We start from the raw sequence: 19,746 nt of genomic DNA on the forward strand, positions 1-19,746 counted from the left end.
GCGTCGCGCGGGCCGCACCGCTAGGCAAGGCATCGCAAGACAAAGGCGCATGACATGACCCAAGCACCCCTGCCGACCCTCGATGACATGCGCGTGGCCGTGATCGGGCTGGGTTATGTGGGCCTGCCTCTCGCTGTGGAATTCGGCAAGATGCGCCCCACCGTCGGGTTCGATCTGAATGCGGACCGTGTGGCGGAGCTGCAGTCTGGCACCGACAGCACCGGAGAGATCGAGGATCTGGGCGCCGCACGACACCTGCGCTATACCACGGACCTTCCGGACATCGCGGACTGCAATGTCTATATCGTGGCCGTTCCGACACCCATCGACAGTCATCGCCAGCCCAACCTTGCGCCGCTGCTCTCGGCCTCGCGCACCGTGGGCGAGGTGATCAAACGTGGCGATATCGTGATCTTTGAAAGCACCGTCTATCCCGGCGCGACCGAGGAAGACTGCCTGCCCCTGGTCGAAGAGGTGTCGGGCCTGACTCTCAACACGGACTTTTATGCAGGCTACAGCCCGGAACGGATCAACCCCGGTGACAAGGACCGTCCGCTGCCGAAGATCATCAAGGTGACGTCAGGCTCGACACCGGAGGCGGGGGAGGTCATCGACGCGCTTTACGGCACGATCATCACGGCGGGCACGCATCTGGCCCCGACAATCCGTGTGGCGGAGGCCGCCAAGGTGATCGAGAACACGCAGCGCGATGTGAATATTGCCCTGATCAACGAATTGTCGATCATCTTTTCGCATCTTGGCATTGATACCACCGCCGTGCTGGATGCGGCCGCGACCAAGTGGAATTTCAACCGTTACACGCCGGGTCTGGTTGGTGGCCACTGTATCGGGGTCGACCCCTACTACCTGATCGACAAGAGCATTTCGGCCGGACACATCCCTGACATCATCCGCATGGCGCGTGAGATCAATGACGGGATGGCGCAGCATACCGTGTCGCTGCTGGTCAAGGCCATGATCGGCGCGCAGGCGCGGGTGCATGGCGGGCGGGCGCTGATCCTTGGCGTCACTTTCAAGCCGAATTGCGCTGACATCCGCAACACCAAGGTGGTGGATATGGTGGGCGAGTTGCAAAGCTACGGGATGCAGGTGGACATTCACGACCCCTGGGCGGATGCGCGACAGGTGCAGGCGGAGCATGGCGTCGCTCTGTTGGAGAGTCTGCGGGATACGGATGCGTATGACGCCGTCATCCTTGCCGTGCCCCATGATGATCTAGTTGCGCATGGCGCCGCGCGGATGCGTGCGCTTTTGGCGGATAATGGCGTGCTCTTCGATATGAAGGCGGTGTTCGGCCCCGACGAAAGCGATCTGCGGCTCTAGCTGACCAGCGCCTTTGCCGCCAGCATCGCAGCGCGTTCGCCGGTTTTGATGGCGCCTTCGATCAAGCCGCTATGGGTTGCGGAGACCTCGGCCCCGGCAAAGAACAGTCGTCCCTGTACAGAATTTGCAAGCGCTGGTGCGCCGTAAGGCGGATGACCTTGCGGTGGCGTTCGGTCCGCTGAGGTTGTGGTAAAGCGCTCTGCTGCCCAGTCCATAATCTCGATGCGGATCGGGTGCGCCGCTTCCGGTCCGAACAGGCGCTGCAGCTGTGCAAGTGATTGTTGGACAAGTTCGGTTTGATCCTGCCGTGCGTCGAACGGAACGCCAACGAAACCGAACAGACCGAACACACCGGTCTCCGGGTCTGATTGATCGGCGATTTCGAACAGGGGTCCTGCATGGCTGACGGCGCCACCGGACAACCCAGCCTCACGCCAGAAGGGGCGGTCATATTGCACGACGATCTTGGCATGGGCCGCCATCCATGTGGGCCAGCGCACGAGATCTTTGGCCACAGCGGCAGGCCAGTTCGGTGTGACATCCCAAGTCGCAGCAATCGGGCCGGGAACGGCGCAGATGACGACGTCAACATCCCATGTTTGCGACTGGGTTGTGACACTTGGGCGGCCCTGCAGGTCAAGCGCAAGTACTTCTTCGTTCAAGTGGATCGAGGTTGGGGGCAAGGCGGCGGCAAGTTGTGTTGCGAGCGTCTGAACGCCGCCCCGGATACGCGCGGCATCTGTGTATCGCTTGGGAAAGGCGCCACGGCGCAGGCCGCTGGTGGTCTCGACCACAAAATCGCCCGTCTCGTCCTGCGGCAACGTGTCGAGGCCCATCTCGCGCAGCAGCGCGATCACATTGGGCTGATAGTCGGGCCAAATCCACGCGGGGCCAAGGTCAATGCCGCCTTTGCCGAGCGGGACGGTCAGAGCACGCCCGCCAACGCGGTCCCGCGCTTCGAGCACGGTGACCTCGTGACCTGCCTGATGCAGCCGTAGCGCAGTGACAAGGCCTGCGAGCCCTGCGCCGAGAACCAGCGCTGTGGTCACGCGCCGATCATCTGGCGTAGGTGACCGGTCTTGACCCAAAGGCGCGCGCCGTCCGGGCCAGAGGTCAGTTTCTTGGTCTCGCCGGGTGCTACGCGGAGCCAGTCCCGTGGGCCAAGGGTTGCGTCGCCGTGCGATACCGACCCTTCCAGTACAAGAATTTCAGCTCCGCCACCTGTTTCGATGCGGTGGGTGAGTTCAGGCTCCCACAACTCCAGCGCGACATGCTCGTGCGCATCTTCGAACAGAGTGGAACTTGCCACGCCTGAGCGCTTCGGGTCAGGCTTGGTGTCCGCCGTGTTCATGTCGACGCGCACGTGCTGGCGGTCTTCGGGGTCGAACTGCCAGAGCTTTACAAAGATCGTGGCACCCGGTTTCGAACTGGGCGTGTGCCGCGAGGTGGGCGGGTTGCGCACATAGGTGCCGACGGGAAAATCCCCCGCTTCGTCCTGAAACACACCTTCGAGCACGATGTATTCCTCGCCCCCTTCATGGGTGTGCGGGGCAAAGGCGCTGCCGGGGGCGAAACGGACAATGGTGGTGGCACGGGCGACCTCGTCCCCGATCCGGTCGAGCATCTTGCGTTCCACCCCGGCCGAAGGCGATTGGCGCCATGGGTTGTCTGCGTTCAGGACTGTTACGGTCTGTGTGAAGTCGGCATTCAGTTCCATATCGCGGGCCTTTCATCGCGTTACCTTCCAATAGGTAGGCAAATGGCTTGAAAGCGCAAGACTTATGCCCCAATTATTTGCAGAGAAGGAAATGAGGCACCAACCAGTAGGTAGATGGATGGACACGAAAACGCATCTTCTCGATGAAGCGGAGCGGTTCACGAGGCAGCGTGGCTTTGACGGGTTCAGCTTTGCCGACCTTGCCTCAAGCGCCGATATTCGCAAGGCATCGGTGCACTATCACTTTCCGGTAAAAGGTGATCTGTCGCTTGCGCTGATCCAGCGTTACCGGGCCGTGTTTATGGACAGGCTGCAGGCGATATCAGCGTCCCACAGGACGGCGGGCGCACGACTGCTGCGCTTCGTTGATCTCTATCGCGGGGCGTCCGACGGGGGGCGTAGCCTGTGCCTTTGCGTGGCCCTTTCGGTCACGCAGACCGCCTTGCCCAAAGAGACTATGGCAGAACTTGCCGCGTTCCACCGGGATGTCACCACTTGGTTGGAAACGGTGTTCCGCCATGGGCAGTCCGACGGCAGTGTGCAGCATGTCAGCGATCCGCGTGCAGAGGCAGAGGCGGCCATGGCGCAGGTGGAAGGGGCGCAGATCATGGCCCGGGCGACGGGCGATCCGGCGCGGTTCGAGGCCGCCATTGCGACGCTTGTGTCCCGCGCTGTTTGACTGCGACTATGCTAGGCGGTCCGTCCCTCGAACGCCCTGACCGCGATCCCTTCGGCTTCCAGCGTCCGCCTTACGGAGGCAGCGATTTCAACCGCCTCTGGTGTGTCGCCGTGACAGCAGATCGTGTCGATCGGCGTTTCGATCCGTTTGCCACTGTCGGTGATGATGGCTTGCGCCTTGACCATCTCGACCATCCGCTTTCCGGCGATCTCGGCGTCGTGGATGATGGCACCGGGTTTGCGGCGGTCCACGAGCGTCGCATCGTCGTTGTAGGCGCGGTCGGCAAAGATCTCGCAGGCAAAGCGCGCGCCGATCGAGCGTACGGCCCGTTCCTGTGCCGTGGCTGCCAGCACCATGATGATCGCGTCAGGATGCGCGGACAGGGCCGCTTCGTAGCAGGCGCGTGCCATGTCTTCGTCCTCTGACGTCATGTTGCCAAGCGCGCCGTGCAGTTTGATGTGGCGCACCTTGGCGCCGAGCGCATTGGCCATGCCAAGGGTTGCGCCGACCTGGCACCGGATCGAGTTTTGCAGCGATGCAATCGGCATGTCGATGCGCCTGCGCCCGAACCCCTGGATGTCGGCAAAGCCCGGGTGCGATCCGATCCCGACACACTTGTCCAAGGCGATGCCCATCGTCGCGGCCATCACGTCCGGGTCGCCCGCATGTGCGCCGCAGGCGATGTTGGCGGAGGTTACGGTTTCCAGAAGGGCCGCATCGTCGCCCATGTTCCAGGGGCCAAAGCTCTCTCCCATATCGGCGTTCAAGTCGACTTGCATAACCTTATCCTTTGTCGAGAGGGGTATCGGTGGCCGAGACGGCGCCGCCTACCAATTGATAGCTTAGAAGGTCCTGAATGCTGGCTGGGTCGCGGACCAGTGGTGTTGCCGATTTGGGCAGAGCGTCCCATGCCGCACGTGCGCGGGCTTCGATGGCGGCCCCCTCATCCAGTGTCACAAACTGGAACTGCAGCGCGGCCCCTGCCGGAGCCTGGGCGACGCGGGGCAGATCGCAGGGCAGGACTGTTCCGATCCGGGGGTAGCCGCCTGTCGTCTGGCTTTCGGCCATCAGGACAAAGGGCGTGCCGTCGCCAGTGATCTGAATGTCGCCCGGTACGATGACCTCGCTCACGATGCCGAGTGCTTTGGGTGTGGAGAACCCTTCGCCATCGCTGTCCATTCGGATGCCTTGCCTGTTGGCGCGTGGGTCACGGCGAAAGATAGTCTGTTCGAAGCGCGCGCGCGTGTCGTCGGCAAATGCGTCGGTTTGCATACTGGGTACGATCCGCACCGTGCCGCCGCCAAAACGGGTGTCACTGGGCAAGGTCAGGCCGACCTCATCGCTTTTGTCCTGTCCAACGGGGAGCCGGTCGCCCGCGGCCACCAAATCACCCAGACCGCAGGATTGATGCGTTGCGCGTGATCCCAGCATGACCTCGGCTGCGAAACCGCCACCCACATGCAGGTAACCGTACGTGCCCGTGCGGGTTGGTCCGATGCTGAGCAGGCTACCCTTCGTGAGCTTGTGGCTGGCGTTCCAAGCTGCGGTCGCGCCGTCGATCTGGGCCGTCATCTCCGCCCCGGTCAGGGCGATCCGGATGTCCTCGGTGGCTTCGAACGTGCCGCCTGTGCCGACCATCTCGAGCACAGCGAGGTGGGCCGGCTGGCGCAAGAGAGCCGCACCTTCGAAAACTGCCAGGCGGTCGGCCGCACCGCCGCGTGTCAGTCCCTTTGCCAGATAGCCCGTGCGCCCGAGGTCCTGCACCGCAACGCCCGGGCCCACTTGGTGTACATGCAGGGCCGTCATTCAAGGACCTCCTGCAACGCGCCGCCGGAGCCGTCGTTGACCTTGGCTTCGATCTGCGCGAGCTCTTTGGCGGAAATGTCCGCGAACTGCACCTCATCGCCGGGGGCAAGGGGGAAGGGGGTGTCCCCGCGGGGACGGAAACACTTGAACGCACTTTGCCCGACATGGCGCCAGCCGGTGGGTGTGTCTTTGGCAAACAGACAGATCTGGCGCACGGCCGCGACCAGCGCGCCCGCTGGGACATTCGGTGTCAGTTCTTTCTGGCGCGGGATATTCCACGTTTTGTCAAGGGTGCCGAGATACGGTTGGCCGGGCGCAAATCCGAGGGTCAACACCCGTAGCCGGGTTGAGGTCAGATCTCGCAGTGCATCCGCTTCGCTGAGCCCCGCAGCCTCTGCCGCTTCGGCCAGTTGAGGGGCGCGGTCGCCGCCGAAGGTGGCAGGAATGGTCCAGAGGGTCCGGCCTGCGGGAAGGGTGGCTGCGTTCCAGTCCTGTGTTGCCAGCACGTCGTGCAGACGATGCGAAATGTCGTCAAAGCGATGCTCTGCCAAATCAATGCGGAAGAACGCCGACACAAGGGTGCTGCTGCTTTCGGCGATGATGTCCCAGCCCTGCGCGTCCACCGCACTGCGAAAAGCTATCGCCGCGCGGTTTGAAGCATCCGTTGCGGTGTCGCCAAAGGTGACAAGCACGCCGTCCAGTCCAACGGATCGGATGCGCGGTGTGTATGCGGTGTCGGATGTCATCGTCGGCAGGGTACGCTCTGTGCCCGCGGGCGCAACGCTAAAGCGTGGTGCGTAGCCATCCGTCGTCAAAAGCGATGGATGACACACCAGCGAGTTTCGAGATGCGGTCAAGCTCGGCTTCGAACGCTGCTTGCCGCCCCTTGCCCCAACGGACCTTGCGCTCAGGCCAGAGGGCGCGCACGCGCAACACGTCATCGGCGCGGTGCGCTTTCATGTCGACACGTCCCACAACGCGGTCGCCTTCGAGCAGAGGGAAGACGTAGTAGCCATAGGTGCGTTTGGGTTCCGGCACGAAAATCTCGATCCGGTAGAAAAATCCAAAGAGCCGCTCGGCCCTCTTGCGGTCGCGCAGGGCTGGGTCAAAGGGGCTTAGGACGCGCAAGCGTGATGTGGGTTCGCGCCCCTGTGCGGGGTCATCCGGCAGGGACGGCCAGGCATAGGCCGGACGCAATGATCCGTCCGCCCCCGTCACCTGCACCTCGATGATGCGACCGGTTTCGAGCGCCCGAGCGCACCATGCCTTGGCCTCCGCCGGGCTGATGTGATCCCAGAACGCGGCGAGTTCGCCATGGGTCGCAAATCCCAGCCGATCCAGTGCCTCGCGGCAGCACCAGTCGATGGTTTCCTCAATGTCGGGCGCGTTACCAATCGTGCGTGCATCCAGCACGCGCTCGGTCAGGTCGTAGTATTTCTGGAACCCCTCGCGTTTGACCACTTGCAGGGACCCGCTGCGCCAAAGGTATTCGAGCGCCGTTTTCGAAGGGTGCCAGTCCCACCAACCGCCGGATCCGCGTTTTTCGCCCTCTCCCACATCGCCGGAACAGCAGGGTCCCCGCTCGCGGATCTGATCGAGGACCGGCTGGAATTTCGCTTCGAACCCCTCGCGTCGCCACGCGCTCCATTTCTCGCGCAGGCGGGCGGCGTCACGTTCCCGGCGCAGGTGCCAGTAGGGATAGAATGTGGCCGGGATGACGGCCGCATCGTGCGTCCAGTGTTCAAACAGGGCCCGGTCGCGTTCGTAGAGATTTTTCAGGTTCTTGGGGCGATAGCGTGGCTTTCGCGAAAACAGGATCAGATCATGGGCACGAGCGACGGTGTTGATGCTGTCAAGCTGCACAAATCCGAGCTGCGTGATCACGTCCAGCAGGGCGGTCCCGTGCGCTCTCCCCGCCGGTGTGTCGGACAGCCCGTGGCGATCCAGAAAAACGCGGCGGGCTTGGCCGTTGCTCAGCGTGTACTGCGTCACGCCCGCAAGGCGCGGCGCAGCGTGTCACCGTAGGAAATGGTGGGCGTGAGCGTGATATGCTTGGGCGCCTGATCTGCGCCTTCCGTGTTGCGATCACGGATGATCTCGGCCGCGGCGCGTCCGATCTCAAGCCTGCAAGCGTCTGTCGTCGCCAACTGGCGTGGCAACCCTTGCAGCAGTTCGACCCCGTTGAAGCCGGCAAGGCCGATCTGTCCGGGCACGTCGATCCCCTCGTCCAGCAGGTAGAGCAGGCCACCGGCACCGATCATGTCGTTGGAATAGTACAGGAAATCGAGATCCGGGTTTGCGTCCAACATCGTCTTGGTCATTTCGCGCCCCTTGGCGAGAGCCGAACCCCCTTCATAGAAGTCACGGGCTTCTATTTCGATACCGGCTTTGGCAAGACCTTCGGTCAGACCCTCGAACCGTTTGCGGGCGCGATGGTCGCGGGGCATGGAGGTGCCCATGAACCCGATGCGGGAATACCCCTGTTTGAGGATCGCCTTGGCCATATCGAGGCCTGCCTGCCGATGCGAGATACCGACCATATTGTCGACCGGGTTGCCGTCTGTATCCATGATCTCGACCACGGGGATACCGGCGTTTTGCAGCATGGCTTGTGCCGCATCGGAGTGTTCGAGGCCCGCGATGATCACGCCGGAGGGTCGCCAGGACAGCATTTCGTACAGCACCCGCTCTTCCTTGTCGCGCATGTAGTCGGTGACGCCGAAGACGGGTTGAAGGGGTGTGTCCTCCAATACCTGGTTGATCCCGGTCAGCACTTCGGGAAACACCATGTTGCTGAGGGATGGCACGATCACCGCCACAAGGTTCACATGCTGTGATGCGAGAGAGCCCGCAATCTGGTTTGGCACGTATCCCAGTGTCTTTGCCGCTTCGAGCACTTTTTTGCGTGTTGCTTCAGACACATCGCCCCGATTGCGGAGCACGCGGCTGACGGTCATTTCCGAAACACCTGAGGCTGCAGACACATCGCGCAAGGTGAGCGGGCGAGCAGGGCGATCAGTCAAGGGCAGTCCTTTCAGGCTTTGTTCAGAGTTACCGTCAAAACCGTTCCGGATTCAAGTATTTGGGCGCCTGCCTGCGCGTTGAAACAGGTGACAAAGCGCTCATGGCAAGATAGGTCGATGCTTAAGCGGCCCCGTGGCTCAACTGGATAGAGCAGCCCCCTCCTAAGGGGCAGGTTGCAGGTTCGAATCCTGCCGGGGTCGCCAAAACTGCCTGAAAAATATGGCTTATTTGCAAGGGGTTCTGCAGAAGCGTGCAGAAACGCCCGTTTCGTTTTCCGCCGAATTCTCCGAAAACGACCGAAATCTCGTACAAAACCTGCACAAAATTCGCACGTCCGTGCGGCTTTTGGGGCCATCCGATGAGCTGGCGAGTGGCAAACGCGTGTGCCGAGCGGAAGTTCGGGAGTGCGACGCGTAAGCAGATCATCATGTTTCTGGCGGACAAGGCGTCTGACGATGGCTCTGGCATCTGGTGTTCGAAGGGGACGATCCAGCGGCATACCGAGCTAGCGGAGACAACCGTCAAGCGGACGATCCGGGACTTCCTGAAGGAAGGCATCCTGGTCGAGACTGGTGCACGGGGATGCAAGAACGGATTTACGGTCGTTTACCGGATCGATCTGACCCGTATCGAGGCGCTGGAACTGACCGCCGAACCCGATATCGAGACGGGGGCCACAGTGGACCCCGTCCAGGCTGGACCCGGAACGGGGGCCACAGTGGCCGGGGTACCGGGGCCACCACGGCCCCCAAACCATCCTAAAACCATCCTAAAACCATCTACGCGCGAGCGCGTGGTGGCGGAGGATGAAGAGGCTCAGAGGATTTTGGCAGCCTATCCGCCCGACCGGGTGCGGGGGAAGGCCGAGTGTCTCGGGCGGATCAGGGACATCCTGGACGCAGGGATCGAAGTCGAGGATCTGTTGCAGGCAGTGAAGGCCTACGCGTCCGAGAGCGCGGGCTTCACCCGCTCGAAGGTCTGTTTCTCGGACAACTGGTTCAAGTCAGCGCGATGGCGGAGCCACGTCGACGACATTGCTCAGGGCCGAGAAGAGAAAAAGGCGAAGGAAGCCGAGATGCTGGCAGGCTTGGCGGGTTGGGTGACCGACAAGCACCCTCTTTGCCGCCACATCACGCCCGGCCAGATCGATGCGCTCTTGGCCGCAGAGCTTGTGACACAGGCCCAAATCCAGGCGGCGGGCCTCAGATCATGAGCGTCACCAATCCCACCGAAGCGCAAACAGCAAGGCGACCCATGTCATACGGCTGCGCCGATGACATGGGACCTTGCGAGGGGCGGCACGCCTCCCCTTCGAACCCCACCGGCGGGGGAAAGCCCCCGCCAAAGAGCCGCTGACCGAGACCTTCGTCTTCCGCTGCACTGCCTCTGAGAAGGCCCAGCTGCGCGCCAAGGCCGAGGCCGCTGGCTTGCCTGCTTCGACCCTCCTGCGCGAGGCGCTTGGCCTCACCGAAGCGCGTCGCCGTAAACCCGTGCCCCGCGTTGACCCCGCACTGGTGCTGGCGGTCGGGCGGATCGGCGGCAACCTCAACCAGATCGCCCGCTGGCTGAACCATGCCATGAAGGTGGGACGCGCGGACCTCGACACACTGACCGTCGCGCGCCGCCTTGTGGTGATCGAACGCCAGCTTGCCGCGCTCCTCGACGAGGCGCGTCGGTGCTGATCAAGTTCTTCCCCAATGGCCAAGGCGCAGGTGCGGGGCCGGTCGGTTACCTCGTGGCCGAGCGTGTGCTGGCCTATGACGGCAACCGCGATTTGATCCGCGATGCCGATGGCCAGCCGATGACTGTCACCCGCGACCCATTACCCGAGGTCCTGCGCGGCAACCCCGAGCGCACCGAGGCCCTGATCGACGCCAGCCGCCACCGATGGACCTACCGCGCGGGCGTGATCAGCTTTGCGGACAGCGACGACCCGACTGAGGACCAGCAGGCCGAGGTCATGGACGGGTTCGAACGGCTGGCCTTCGCGGGGCTGGACCCTGAGCAATATGAGGTGCTCTGGGTCCGCCATCGCCACGAAGGCCGGGTCGAGCTTCACTTCTGCACACCGCGCATGGAACTGACGACGGGCAAGAGCCTCAACATCGCCCCACCGGGCTATCAGGACGCCTATGACAGCCTGCGCGACGTCATGAACCAGCGCCACGAATGGGCCGACCCGATGGACGTCGAGCGCGCACAAGAGGTCCGCGACATTGTCGAGGCTCCAACCCGCGCCCAAGGTCGCGACGAGTTGCACGCCTGGATTCAGGACCAGATCGACATGGGGCTGATCAGCGACCGCGCGACCATGATCGAGGCGCTCACCGAGGCAGGCTTCGACCTGCCGCGTACCGGCAAGGCCTACATCACCGCCTGCGATCCCGAGACCGGCGAGCGCTGGCGGCTGAAAGGAGAGATTTTCCATGAAGACTGGCAACAGGGCCCGGTTGAGCGAGAAGCTGAACGCGGAGCTCGACACGATCCGGGCCGAACACGTCGCCTCGATCTCATCCCAGCTGGGGAGCTTCAGGATCGATTTGAAGAACATTGTGGGCGCCGCGCAGCATACCATCGCGAGCGATACGCGTCGCTTCCAGACCGAGACGGCGAGCTTGTTCGAGACGCGGCTGAGATCGATCCGCCTTTGGCTGACGATCTCGCCCTGGCTGATCGTGGCGATGGTGCTGACGGGGGTCGCCTTGATGATGGCCGCGAGCTTCTTCTGGACGGTGCATCTGAGCCGCTCGGAACTGACGGAGCTGGGCTTGACACGGATCGAACGGCCCGAGGGGACCTGGCTGATCCTAGACCCGTCGAAGACGCGGCTGCGCACTTGCACGATGGGCGGGCAACACGTGACCTGCATTCGGATCGAGGAGGATTAGATGACCCAACTGACAGCCTTGGAACGCGACTTGCTCGCCTGCGTCGAGCAGTTGGTGACGGCCTCAGAGGCCTCCGCGCAGAACTTGAACGCCTTGGAGACACGCTCGACCGGCAGGATCGAGAGGGAGCTGGCTGGCTTGAAAGACTGCGTGACCTTGCTCATTCGTTCACAAGCCGCATCCATGAAGGCCTTGACCGGATTGCTGAACGACGAGGCGAACTACAAGACGCTGAACGAGAGCTTGCAGCAGAGCTTGACCTTAGCGAGGGCCGCCGCCGAGAGATTGAAGGACAGTTAGACAGCCAGGAGGCGCATGCGGAGCGGGGAGTGAGGCATTGATGGTATTCCAAATTTAAGTGCTTCTGGACATGGCGAGAGGGCCAAACTCTTCAATTCATCAATTAGTAGACCTGCACTGGAGCTCAGGCCGAGCATTCGGTCGACATTCTCGACTTATGGACGCTACCTCAAAAGGCCAAAAAAATCTACCAACATTGGCACTTTTTGCTTTAGTTTTGTGTGAAGCTTGTTTTTTCCAGAGCTAATTTGATTGAACTAATGGAATGGTGGATTGATGCGAATTGATAAAGAACTGGGAACGTTTGGTCCAGACTGGCTGGTTGATACCAAGTGTCGCCAAGTCACAAACCTTTACATGGACAAGATGTCCAAAGACGTTCGCGATGACCTCAAGAAACTTATGCCTTCGTCGGCAAGAAAATCCGACATGGTGGACTTTTTGTCCGGAGACGGTGAGATCCTTTGGAACCGCTTCGTTGCAGATTTGACCTCTTCCGAAGGCAGCCGAGACTATACACCATTTAGCCTGCAGGAAGCTGAAGCGCTCAACACAAGAATTGACCTAGCATTCGGTATAGAAAGCACTCAAAGCCATCGTGGGGCATCCAATCCTCCAGGTGATGCAGCAATTCCTTCTAATAGCGACAGCAAACAGAAAAGGCAGAAGGCTGCAGCTGGCAGTCGTGCAAGGCTCGCCACAGGCATAGGATTGCTAATGGCCGGATTTATAATAATATTCTTTACGTTCATATATTTGCCGGGAATTACTCGTCAATTTCAAGAAATACGCAACGCGGGTATCAACACTGAAGTCAATGAAAACCTGCAGGCCGTTATGAGTCAGTTACGGGCCCCGGAGTTCTCGGACCTTTCATCCCAAATACAGCAGTTGGAAAGCAACTTTGTGGAAGTGGAGGGCGCTTTGAATAGCTTTCGCGCCTTCGCTGGCCAAGTCAATCAAGCTCAAGAATTATCAGAAACAGCATCTTCCGATCTTTTGCAGCAGGTTGCATCGATTGAATCTCTTGCGCAAAGAACAGAGGTAATAGTCCAGCAGTACGAAGCACGCCAAGTCGCCAGCGCAGCAGGTGACGGTACTGCTGAAGCCAGCCAAGAACCTAATTTGGGACCAGGTTTTGAGGTAACCCTGAGAGAACTAGTAGATCAATCCCGAGCTATGACGACTCCGGATGATATGCTCGCTCAGATTGATGCTGCTGCGGCAGCCTTAGAAGTGTACGAAACAGAGACCGTTGGTCTGGTTACGGGGTTGGCCAGCGTTTGGGACCGTGACGACCGGACAACGGGTTGGACCGTTCTTACCGAAGAGGAAAATGCGGCGATCAATGCAATCCGCGACTGGAATCCAGAGGGTCAAGTTGTGGATCCACTACAAGATCTTCGAAGAGTTGTTAGCGTACTAGCAAATCAACCCGCTGTTTTTGCTGTGCCAGATGGTTTCATAGCTTCTGTGACAGCACTGGACGCTCAATTTGAAGAATTGAAGGTCGCTCTGTCTGAATTCAAAGAACAAGTCTCTACTTCAAATGAAGTGGCCGTTGGGCTGCAGGGCGCGCTCTTGGCGCAAAGCGAGAATGAGACACTGCGTCAGTTGAGTGAAAGAAGCTCGCAGTTGTTTGGTACCGTTTCCTCCGCTTCCGCCGTAATTTCTCAGAGTAGACAGACTTATGAGAATACTGCCGGAGTGTTAGAGGACTTGGAAGGCGGTGCAGCGAGTTTGAGAGGTTTGGCCGAACTTCAAGCCGACCTTGCCTTTAGAGGTGCCAGCCCGGCAGTTGTCCTGTTGTTGGCCATAGGTGGAATGTTTGTGACTTTTGGCCTCACGAGCTTGCTGAAGTGGGTAAAAGACGCGGAAGCGGTCCGCACAGAGGAAGCATGGCAAAACCAAGCACGTATGTACTCCATTCTTGCAAGTGGTCTTTTGGAGCGGGGTATCGATCCAACGCCGCTTTTAGGGAGGCTTCAGTCGATTTCGATTAATTCTGAAGGCGAACGAGCAATAGTGAAGTCGCCTGTTTCTGAAACGATCGCAGAGATCGCAAAGGCCATGCAAGGTGCGTTCCGAAAATCATGATACCTAGCTCGGTTAGGACTAGGCGTAAGGAGTTTGCACTCATCTTTTCAAGTGCTAAGCCGCTCTACGCAACTAATGGCTCAATGTCAGACACGTCGATGTCCTTGGCCGCCAGCGCCATGTCATAGTTCGTTTGCAAGTTCACCCAGTAAGCCGGAGTCGTGTTGAACACGCGGGCAAGGCGTAGCGCCGTGTCCGGTGTGATCCCGGTCGTGCCCTTGATCAACCGCTCAATCCGCGTCCGAGGCACACCCAGACGCCGCGCAAACGCAATGGCCCCCATTTCCAAGGGATCGAGGTACAGCTCTTTCAGGACTTCACCGGGGTGCATAGGGTCTTCAAGCAAGCTCATCAGCATATCCTCTCAATGGTAGTCCACAATCTCGACATCGGCGGGGCCGTTCGGCGTCCAGACAAAGCAGATGCGCCATTGCCCGTTGATTCGCACCGAGTGTTGACCGGTCCGATCCCCTTTCAGTTCATCCAGGTGGTTGCCGGGCGGGAACCGCAAATCCTCGACAACAACCGCAGCATCCAGCGCCGAAAGCATCGCCCGGGTGCGCTTCACCAAGTCACCTGGGAAGCCTTTGCCGTACTTGCCCTTCACGGCGTTGGCGGCGCGTTTGCCCTTAGTGCTTTGGATCATAGTGGGTATGTATCATATAGTGACGCATGTGTCAATGTGTGATACGCCGCCGCGCTCACCGCAAATAAGTACTAGCTCTGAGCCGACCAACAAGAGATCTGGAATTGAGGATTTATCTCGGTGACAATCTGAGTATGAGTTCGGTAGCGTTCTGACGAGCGTCGCGGTGTTTCTTGTCGCCTCCCAGAGTTGAAAACCGAGAGGATACTTTGGCCTCTTCGATATCAAAATACTGTCCTGATAAGACCGAAACGTCTTCGCCGCTCATTCCATTGCTTGCCGCATCAGCAGGGAACGTCACAATTGCAGACGCTCCTTTCTCTGATAAAACTCTGAGCAGATCATCGAAGACAGTCTTTGATCTGGTACGCAAGCTGTACTCTGATCTTGGACGCTCACTAGATGGCGGATACCGTCCATTCCCAGATATTTCCCCTACTTTCCCAACAGCCACAGTTTCTAAGACGTGGTAGAATCGACTGTAGTGAACGCCGGAGTAAGGTGGATCCAGGAAGACTAGGTCACCTTCCGAAACCTGTTTTGCAAGTTCGTTTGCATCCGAAACGCATGCTTTGCCTTGTATCATTGCTCGCTTCTTGGACAAGGTGTCGACAGCGCGCCTGACTAGAAACTGAATGTCTCGCATCCAAGCTTCCATAAGGTAACGTCCGGCAGTTTCATTTGGTTTGAATGGCTGCGCCGTATGGCCCGGGGATGCGGCTGATTGGCTGGCTGCAATTATCAACGCGGCGAGTCCAATCTTGCGGTGGACACGATTATTGGGAAGGCTTTTGCGCAGGGTGTCTAGCCAAACGGCTTGAATGGGAGAAAAGTAGTACCCCCCATAAGCGCGAGTAATTGGGAAATCCGTAGACGAGCAAAGCTCTTTTGCTCTAGATGCTTTTTCAGTGATTCCCCCGTCTTTCAACTGGTTTTGAAACAGCCTTGCCAAGCTGGGAAAGTCACCGGACTGGCGGTCCTCAGCTCTTTGGAACCAACTATCTACCCACCTTCGACTGTTCAGAATTTCTGTGCGTTCGATAACGCTAGCAGCAAGTGCAACGGCGTAGGCTTGAAGATCCGACGCAATTACTTCTCGCTCGTAGTGCTGCGCGACATGCCAGGCTACTGCACCGGAGCCTGTGAACAGATCAAAAACACGATTGCACTCACCGATAGACCTATCGAGAGCTTCACCGAGACCGTTCGATAGCATCGACTTCTTCGAACCCATGTACTTCATGGGCACATTCCCCACATCGCAGCCCGTTCCAGTTGAGTCACGTCAGGAGTGCCATTTTGGTTTGCAGCAAAGAAACCGTTAGGCTCGTAGGCGCTTTCAACTAGTGAGGATTGAAAGTCTTCGACAGCATACCTGGTGGTGTCCCACAGATCGGCCATTCGCTCCGGCAACTTTTCGGCCGGAGTTATTCCGCGATGGACAATCAGGGGATCAAGCCATGGTCGAATTTCGGTGCCGTCTGGTGAAAACCCAGCCTCGTGTAGGGTCAGCGTGTTCATGGCGGTCGCAGCTCGTAGCAACAGCACCGCTCGTGATATCATTGCGCGAGGTGTAGTCCCATCGGTTGCCGCCATCTGGAACACTTGCGGCTCATTTGATCCAGTTTCGTCCAACAGAAATGGCTTAGGAACCGCTTGTCTAAGCGTGGGCTCGAGCTCTTCGTATCTCGTTGCAATTGGGCTAGCATCAAGTTGGACGATGTCGGCCGGATCCGCGGCAGAGTTATCTTGTTGATGTACCATTTGAAACAGTCGTCGCAGCATGTGGTTATCCAACTGCGTAAATCCGAACGGGGCTGACGGCTCGAGTGCACTCCAAGTCTCAGAAAGGAAATCCATTTCATCTTGGAATGAGCACTGTAGCGCGTTCAGTTCATGCGGTGTGTAGCTCGATATATTTCGCTGCTCATGATGTTGAGTTGCAACGCTCAAATCGAATGCCCAGGCATTGATAAGTGGGAGAACGATCGACACAGGCTGTCTGTTTGGCCAGATCGAATCCAGCGCATCTTTTAGATTTGTTCCGTGCAGGCTTACAGATGACAGAAACCTTGCGGCATTTGAATCGATTCTTAACCATGCGTCCAGCGCCGGCCAAACGATCCTATGAGTATTCTCGCCACCTTTGTTCTCTTGAGTGTTCTCGAGTTTGTGAACCGCGCCGTTCACATCAATGCAAATGTTCAGCCCGTTGAAGATCCCGATGCCTGATACAGCAAGCATACTCATAGCGGCTCGCAGTTGTGCATAGTAGGCCATATGCTTTGCTGAATGGCCATCTCTGGCGACAAGCGCACTGATGCTGCGCGACAAGTAGCCCCATCCATCCAAGCAATGGTTAGGGCCGCAAGCTGCAATCAACGAGACCATCTGATCGTCCGAGAGCTGCGCACGAGCCCGATCGAGTCGCCTGATGCCCTTATTGGTTGCGGGATCAATTATTTGACAGTTTCTGGCAGGATGACCGGCACTGAGCCATTCGGAAACCGGCCGATTCCCAAATGTCGTCACCTTAGCTACGATTGCTGAAGGGTCTGCCAGTCCGATCTGGCTGCTAACCAAAGGGTCCGCCATTATTTGCCATCAGCGCTTATTTCGCTGGCTACGCCAGCAATAGCCTGAGACTTAGCCTCGGCTAGTTTTTGCATAATGTCGTTCGTTAGAAGTGTGTATCCACCGCTGCCTCGATACGCCCGACGTACAAGCTCCAAGTCCCGGTTCTCCCTGACGCCTGGTCCATCCAAGGACCGCCAATCAAATCGTACAAGCTCTGTAGTTAGGTCCCTAAATTTGCTATAGAATTTCTGATTTCGCAGGGTCACCAACGACCTAGAAACATCCTCTTCAGTAGTGTCCGTCTCATCAAACTCTTCTGACATCCACTCAGAAAGGGACCAGTTTTCTATTGACCGGTAGAGAACATCGTTGACGACCGCGTGAGCAGCTCTCACGCCCATGTCTTGATTGAGCATGGAGCTTCTGTCGTCGAAAGCGTCCCGTGCTGGCTCTGATCCCGAGAATGCCGCGACCCACTCCTCGTTGCTCAGATCGCCGATCGCGATTTGCATGAGTCGCCAAAACTCGAGAACAAGTGCCACTTGTTGAGATCGCGTCCACGACAGGGGTTCGTCTTGACCAGGAATAGCCGCCTGAAAGAGTCCATGGCGACCTGCTTTGCCTCTGCCCGTTCCAAAAAATGCAGCGGTTAGAGACCTAACAAATGCGGCCTGGCTGACGCGACCAGCCCCGCTTTCTCCCAGCATGTTTATGCGGTTTTTCCAAGCTGAGTCTGGATGTTTGTATAGCCATTCGGTGATCTCTTGCGCTCGAGCTTCTCGATACACAGTCAAATCGCCTGTTTGTTCGAGCCATGTTTGGTTGCGCAACAAAGGATACAGGTCGAAGGCATGACTTGGGTTGATACGTTTAGGCGAAACGTTGATTGACCAGAAGAGGTAGGCCTGCCACGCGATATCCAGGCCGTGAAATGCAACAACTGGTAACTCGTATTGGCCGTCCATCTCCTCTTCAAACGCCCAAAGCCTGTGCTGCCCGTCGATAACTTCGAAGGGTCGGACATCATCGTGCGAAAACCTGCTCAAATCAGGAAGTAAGATCTCACAGTGTCCGGAGCCTTCGACTACTTGCGCAGTCAAGTTCTGACTGGCCTGTTTGCCTTTGCGCTGATCGCCGGGTTCAAGGATGTTGACCACAATTGCCGTCGGCAACCAACCTGGCTTTCTCAGCGTTACTTTGTCGAGGGTTCGCTGGTTCTCTTTCAAGTCGCCATATGGGTAGCCATATTGCACAAATTCTTGGATCCGCTTCGTTCGCTTCTCGTCCCTTTTTCTTTGAATGCCCTCAACATCGTCGCTGCTACGTTCACGTTTATAGACGTCGCTGTAGCTTCGCAGAGTAGAAGCGTTCATCGAAAAGACGAACATTGACGGTTTCGGTTTTCTGTCCGGAGGGGTCGTCGAGTATTCGAAGCCGTCCCATAGATCGAGCCACTGGGTGAACTTAAGTGCATTGATTGAAAGTAAGTTATTGTTTTTCGGATTCATTTTTTACCAGTCTGTACTTGAGCTCCGGGGCCGATGGTTCCACGGAAACGAGTTTACTATTCAACAGTTTGCGCTTCGTTTCGATACTCATCCGCGATCCGGTCCAATTTGGTTTGGGTAAAGTGCAATGTAAGCACAGATGCCGTCAAAATCGGTACCAAAACCGCTGCTGCTCCAGCGAGCAGGATCCCAATTGAGTTCGTGACTGAGAGCTCCAGAGCGCGCTCGAAGAAAAAGTACTTCGCAAAGAGAGCGAGATAGAGTGCGCAGACAATGGTGTGCATTTGATAGAGAAAGTTGAGTGGGTCGATAGCCACGATGCGGGCTCGTTCCAAAGTGACCAGCCGAACCCTTTTCCAATTTTCGCTTGGTTCTTGCATTTGCTTACTCCCTTACGAGTTCGATCCAAGTGTGAACGTCATCATCCGTTACTTCCCGCCCCTCGACTTGCGACTGGTACCAGCGCGCAACGATGGCACCACGTTTTTCGCTCCTAATCTTGATACCAGCACCTTCTAGGTACTGATCGAGCGAGGTCTCGATCCTCTTCAGTGCATCAAAATCGTGACCGGCACGGATCGACTGCGTGCCAAGCAGCAACCAAGCAACGTCGACCTCATATCGTCTGTGCATCTTGATCAGTGCTTCGATTGGGATGCCGCGCTTACCCTTCTCATAGCTGTGATAAGCCCGATGCGAGACGCCGATTGCCTCTGCCATCGCGGCCTGCGAAACGCCTATTTCACTGCGTGAGATGGCCAGGCGCGCACCTACTTCCGCGAACATATCAGCATCTTCTTGCGCCATTCCGACTTCCCAATTGACGAAAGCGCAACTTTGTATAAACATCGCACAAAATGACGCAAATTTCCGTTTGAATCCATCTGAGCACGTCAGAAGGTACCAAACAAGCGATTCCATGCGTACGCACGATTCAACTCATATGGACAAGGATGATTGAAATGGCAGAGACCGACAAATCCGACAGCTCGCAAATCCTCGGCCTTGGGAAAAAGCCATCCGAATGGGTAGAGCTGATGGCAGATATGGGCATCGACATTTCTGAGCGGACCCTACGCGAGAGAGCAAATGAGACCGGGGCATTCTACCGCCTCGGACGGACAATGCTGATCACACCGGCGCAGATCGACAAGATATTT

The 19,746-nt window shown here is 58.2% G+C and carries 20 protein-coding genes and 1 tRNA gene; 7 read left to right on the forward strand and 14 right to left on the reverse strand.

Annotated elements, in window-relative coordinates; all coding sequences use genetic code 11:
- Positions 1-54: 54 nt before the first annotated feature.
- Positions 55-1,344 (forward strand): nucleotide sugar dehydrogenase, encoded by a 1,290-nt coding sequence (locus tag KUV51_RS11920; protein ID WP_315898823.1) that lies wholly within the window; start codon positions 55-57, stop codon positions 1,342-1,344.
- Here KUV51_RS11920 and KUV51_RS11925 read toward each other — a convergent pair.
- The gene (locus KUV51_RS11925; RefSeq protein ID WP_222521843.1) at positions 1,341-2,393 is read right to left on the reverse strand and encodes a flavin monoamine oxidase family protein; all 1,053 of its coding nucleotides are present in this window, start codon (positions 2,391-2,393) and stop codon (positions 1,341-1,343) included. The genes KUV51_RS11920 and KUV51_RS11925 overlap by 4 nt on opposite strands.
- On the reverse strand, positions 2,390-3,061 hold the full coding sequence (locus tag KUV51_RS11930; RefSeq protein WP_222521844.1) for a cupin domain-containing protein: 672 nt from the start codon (positions 3,059-3,061) through the stop codon (positions 2,390-2,392). The genes KUV51_RS11925 and KUV51_RS11930 overlap by 4 nt, the downstream gene beginning before the upstream one ends.
- A 118-nt stretch (positions 3,062-3,179) precedes the next feature.
- Here KUV51_RS11930 and KUV51_RS11935 point away from each other — a divergent pair, with 118 nt between their 5' ends.
- Entirely contained in the window at positions 3,180-3,740 is a 561-nt protein-coding gene (locus tag KUV51_RS11935; RefSeq protein ID WP_222521845.1) for a TetR/AcrR family transcriptional regulator, read from the forward strand.
- An 11-nt stretch (positions 3,741-3,751) separates the two neighbouring features.
- On the opposite strand, the gene KUV51_RS11940 is transcribed toward KUV51_RS11935, so the two are convergent.
- The 5 genes from KUV51_RS11940 to KUV51_RS11960 are packed head-to-tail and all read right to left on the reverse strand — an operon-like array spanning position 3,752 to position 8,569.
- Positions 3,752-4,519, reverse strand: coding sequence for a LamB/YcsF family protein (locus KUV51_RS11940; RefSeq protein ID WP_222521846.1), 768 nt, complete (start codon positions 4,517-4,519; stop codon positions 3,752-3,754).
- A gap of 4 nt (positions 4,520-4,523) precedes the next feature.
- The gene (locus KUV51_RS11945; protein ID WP_222521847.1) at positions 4,524-5,546 is read right to left on the reverse strand and encodes a biotin-dependent carboxyltransferase family protein; all 1,023 of its coding nucleotides are present in this window, start codon (positions 5,544-5,546) and stop codon (positions 4,524-4,526) included.
- Positions 5,543-6,292: a 5-oxoprolinase subunit B family protein gene (locus KUV51_RS11950; RefSeq protein ID WP_222521848.1), complete on the reverse strand. Its 750-nt coding sequence runs from the start codon at positions 6,290-6,292 to the stop codon at positions 5,543-5,545. Before KUV51_RS11950 ends, KUV51_RS11945 begins: the two co-directional genes overlap by 4 nt.
- Positions 6,293-6,329: 37 nt before the next feature.
- Positions 6,330-7,538: a winged helix-turn-helix domain-containing protein gene (locus KUV51_RS11955; RefSeq protein WP_222521849.1), complete on the reverse strand. Its 1,209-nt coding sequence runs from the start codon at positions 7,536-7,538 to the stop codon at positions 6,330-6,332.
- Complete coding sequence (locus KUV51_RS11960; RefSeq protein WP_222521850.1) at positions 7,535-8,569, reverse strand: LacI family DNA-binding transcriptional regulator; 1,035 nt, start codon at positions 8,567-8,569, stop codon at positions 7,535-7,537. The genes KUV51_RS11955 and KUV51_RS11960 overlap by 4 nt, the downstream gene beginning before the upstream one ends.
- 127 nt (positions 8,570-8,696) lie before the next feature.
- Between KUV51_RS11960 and KUV51_RS11965 the strand changes: the two genes are divergently transcribed.
- From KUV51_RS11965 to KUV51_RS11985, 5 genes are all read left to right on the forward strand, one after another.
- A tRNA-Arg gene (locus tag KUV51_RS11965) sits at positions 8,697-8,773 on the forward strand.
- A gap of 155 nt (positions 8,774-8,928) precedes the next feature.
- The gene (locus KUV51_RS11970; protein WP_222521851.1) at positions 8,929-9,783 is read left to right on the forward strand and encodes a hypothetical protein; all 855 of its coding nucleotides are present in this window, start codon (positions 8,929-8,931) and stop codon (positions 9,781-9,783) included.
- A gap of 73 nt (positions 9,784-9,856) precedes the next feature.
- Positions 9,857-10,252, forward strand: coding sequence for a MobC family plasmid mobilization relaxosome protein (locus tag KUV51_RS11975; protein ID WP_261385796.1), 396 nt, complete (start codon positions 9,857-9,859; stop codon positions 10,250-10,252).
- The gene (locus tag KUV51_RS11980) at positions 10,246-11,799 is read left to right on the forward strand and encodes a relaxase/mobilization nuclease domain-containing protein (protein ID WP_222521852.1); all 1,554 of its coding nucleotides are present in this window, start codon (positions 10,246-10,248) and stop codon (positions 11,797-11,799) included. The genes KUV51_RS11975 and KUV51_RS11980 overlap by 7 nt, the downstream gene beginning before the upstream one ends.
- A 235-nt stretch (positions 11,800-12,034) precedes the next feature.
- Entirely contained in the window at positions 12,035-13,855 is a 1,821-nt protein-coding gene (locus KUV51_RS11985; RefSeq protein ID WP_222521853.1) for a hypothetical protein, read from the forward strand.
- Between the two features lie 64 nt (positions 13,856-13,919).
- Here the strand turns inward: KUV51_RS11985 and KUV51_RS11990 are convergent, their stop codons facing one another.
- From KUV51_RS11990 to KUV51_RS12020, 7 genes are all read right to left on the reverse strand, one after another.
- Entirely contained in the window at positions 13,920-14,207 is a 288-nt protein-coding gene (locus KUV51_RS11990; protein WP_222521854.1) for a HigA family addiction module antitoxin, read from the reverse strand.
- A gap of 12 nt (positions 14,208-14,219) precedes the next feature.
- A complete protein-coding gene (locus KUV51_RS11995; RefSeq protein WP_222521855.1) occupies positions 14,220-14,501 on the reverse strand; it encodes a type II toxin-antitoxin system RelE/ParE family toxin in 282 nt (93 codons plus the stop codon).
- A 112-nt stretch (positions 14,502-14,613) separates the two neighbouring features.
- Complete coding sequence (locus tag KUV51_RS12000) at positions 14,614-15,744, reverse strand: DNA adenine methylase (RefSeq protein ID WP_222521856.1); 1,131 nt, start codon at positions 15,742-15,744, stop codon at positions 14,614-14,616.
- Positions 15,741-17,096, reverse strand: coding sequence for a hypothetical protein (locus KUV51_RS12005; RefSeq protein WP_222521857.1), 1,356 nt, complete (start codon positions 17,094-17,096; stop codon positions 15,741-15,743). Before KUV51_RS12005 ends, KUV51_RS12000 begins: the two co-directional genes overlap by 4 nt.
- Positions 17,096-18,586, reverse strand: coding sequence for a DGQHR domain-containing protein (locus tag KUV51_RS12010; protein WP_222521858.1), 1,491 nt, complete (start codon positions 18,584-18,586; stop codon positions 17,096-17,098). The genes KUV51_RS12005 and KUV51_RS12010 overlap by 1 nt, the downstream gene beginning before the upstream one ends.
- Before the next feature lie 56 nt (positions 18,587-18,642).
- Positions 18,643-18,966: a hypothetical protein gene (locus KUV51_RS12015; RefSeq protein WP_222521859.1), complete on the reverse strand. Its 324-nt coding sequence runs from the start codon at positions 18,964-18,966 to the stop codon at positions 18,643-18,645.
- 4 nt (positions 18,967-18,970) lie between these two features.
- Positions 18,971-19,393 carry a helix-turn-helix domain-containing protein gene (locus KUV51_RS12020; protein WP_222521860.1) on the reverse strand — a complete coding sequence of 141 codons (423 nt, stop codon included), beginning with the start codon at positions 19,391-19,393 and terminating at the stop codon, positions 18,971-18,973.
- Between the last annotated feature and the right edge of the window lie 353 nt (positions 19,394-19,746).

It is taken from the genome of Tateyamaria omphalii (genome assembly GCF_019802125.1).
GTDB classification, from domain to species: domain Bacteria; phylum Pseudomonadota; class Alphaproteobacteria; order Rhodobacterales; family Rhodobacteraceae; genus Tateyamaria; species Tateyamaria omphalii_B.

Bases quoted from the DNA above. Each gene is read 5' to 3' on its own strand.
- KUV51_RS11990 (WP_222521854.1), bottom strand. From the start codon at position 14,207: ATGAGCTTGCTTGAAGACCCTATGCACCCCGGTGAAGTCCTGAAAGAG.
- KUV51_RS12015 (WP_222521859.1), bottom strand. From the start codon at position 18,966: ATGCAAGAACCAAGCGAAAATTGGAAAAGGGTTCGGCTGGTCACTTTG.
- KUV51_RS11920 (WP_315898823.1), top strand. From the start codon at position 55: ATGACCCAAGCACCCCTGCCGACCCTCGATGACATGCGCGTGGCCGTG.
- KUV51_RS11930 (WP_222521844.1), bottom strand. From the start codon at position 3,061: ATGGAACTGAATGCCGACTTCACACAGACCGTAACAGTCCTGAACGCA.
- KUV51_RS11940 (WP_222521846.1), bottom strand. From the start codon at position 4,519: ATGCAAGTCGACTTGAACGCCGATATGGGAGAGAGCTTTGGCCCCTGG.
- KUV51_RS12000 (WP_222521856.1), bottom strand. From the start codon at position 15,744: ATGAAGTACATGGGTTCGAAGAAGTCGATGCTATCGAACGGTCTCGGT.
- KUV51_RS11985 (WP_222521853.1), top strand. From the start codon at position 12,035: ATGCGAATTGATAAAGAACTGGGAACGTTTGGTCCAGACTGGCTGGTT.
- KUV51_RS11935 (WP_222521845.1), top strand. From the start codon at position 3,180: ATGGACACGAAAACGCATCTTCTCGATGAAGCGGAGCGGTTCACGAGG.
- KUV51_RS12005 (WP_222521857.1), bottom strand. From the start codon at position 17,096: ATGGCGGACCCTTTGGTTAGCAGCCAGATCGGACTGGCAGACCCTTCA.
- KUV51_RS11995 (WP_222521855.1), bottom strand. From the start codon at position 14,501: ATGATCCAAAGCACTAAGGGCAAACGCGCCGCCAACGCCGTGAAGGGC.
- KUV51_RS11950 (WP_222521848.1), bottom strand. From the start codon at position 6,292: ATGACATCCGACACCGCATACACACCGCGCATCCGATCCGTTGGACTG.
- KUV51_RS11970 (WP_222521851.1), top strand. From the start codon at position 8,929: ATGAGCTGGCGAGTGGCAAACGCGTGTGCCGAGCGGAAGTTCGGGAGT.
- KUV51_RS12020 (WP_222521860.1), bottom strand. From the start codon at position 19,393: ATGGCGCAAGAAGATGCTGATATGTTCGCGGAAGTAGGTGCGCGCCTG.
- KUV51_RS12010 (WP_222521858.1), bottom strand. From the start codon at position 18,586: ATGAATCCGAAAAACAATAACTTACTTTCAATCAATGCACTTAAGTTC.
- KUV51_RS11945 (WP_222521847.1), bottom strand. From the start codon at position 5,546: ATGACGGCCCTGCATGTACACCAAGTGGGCCCGGGCGTTGCGGTGCAG.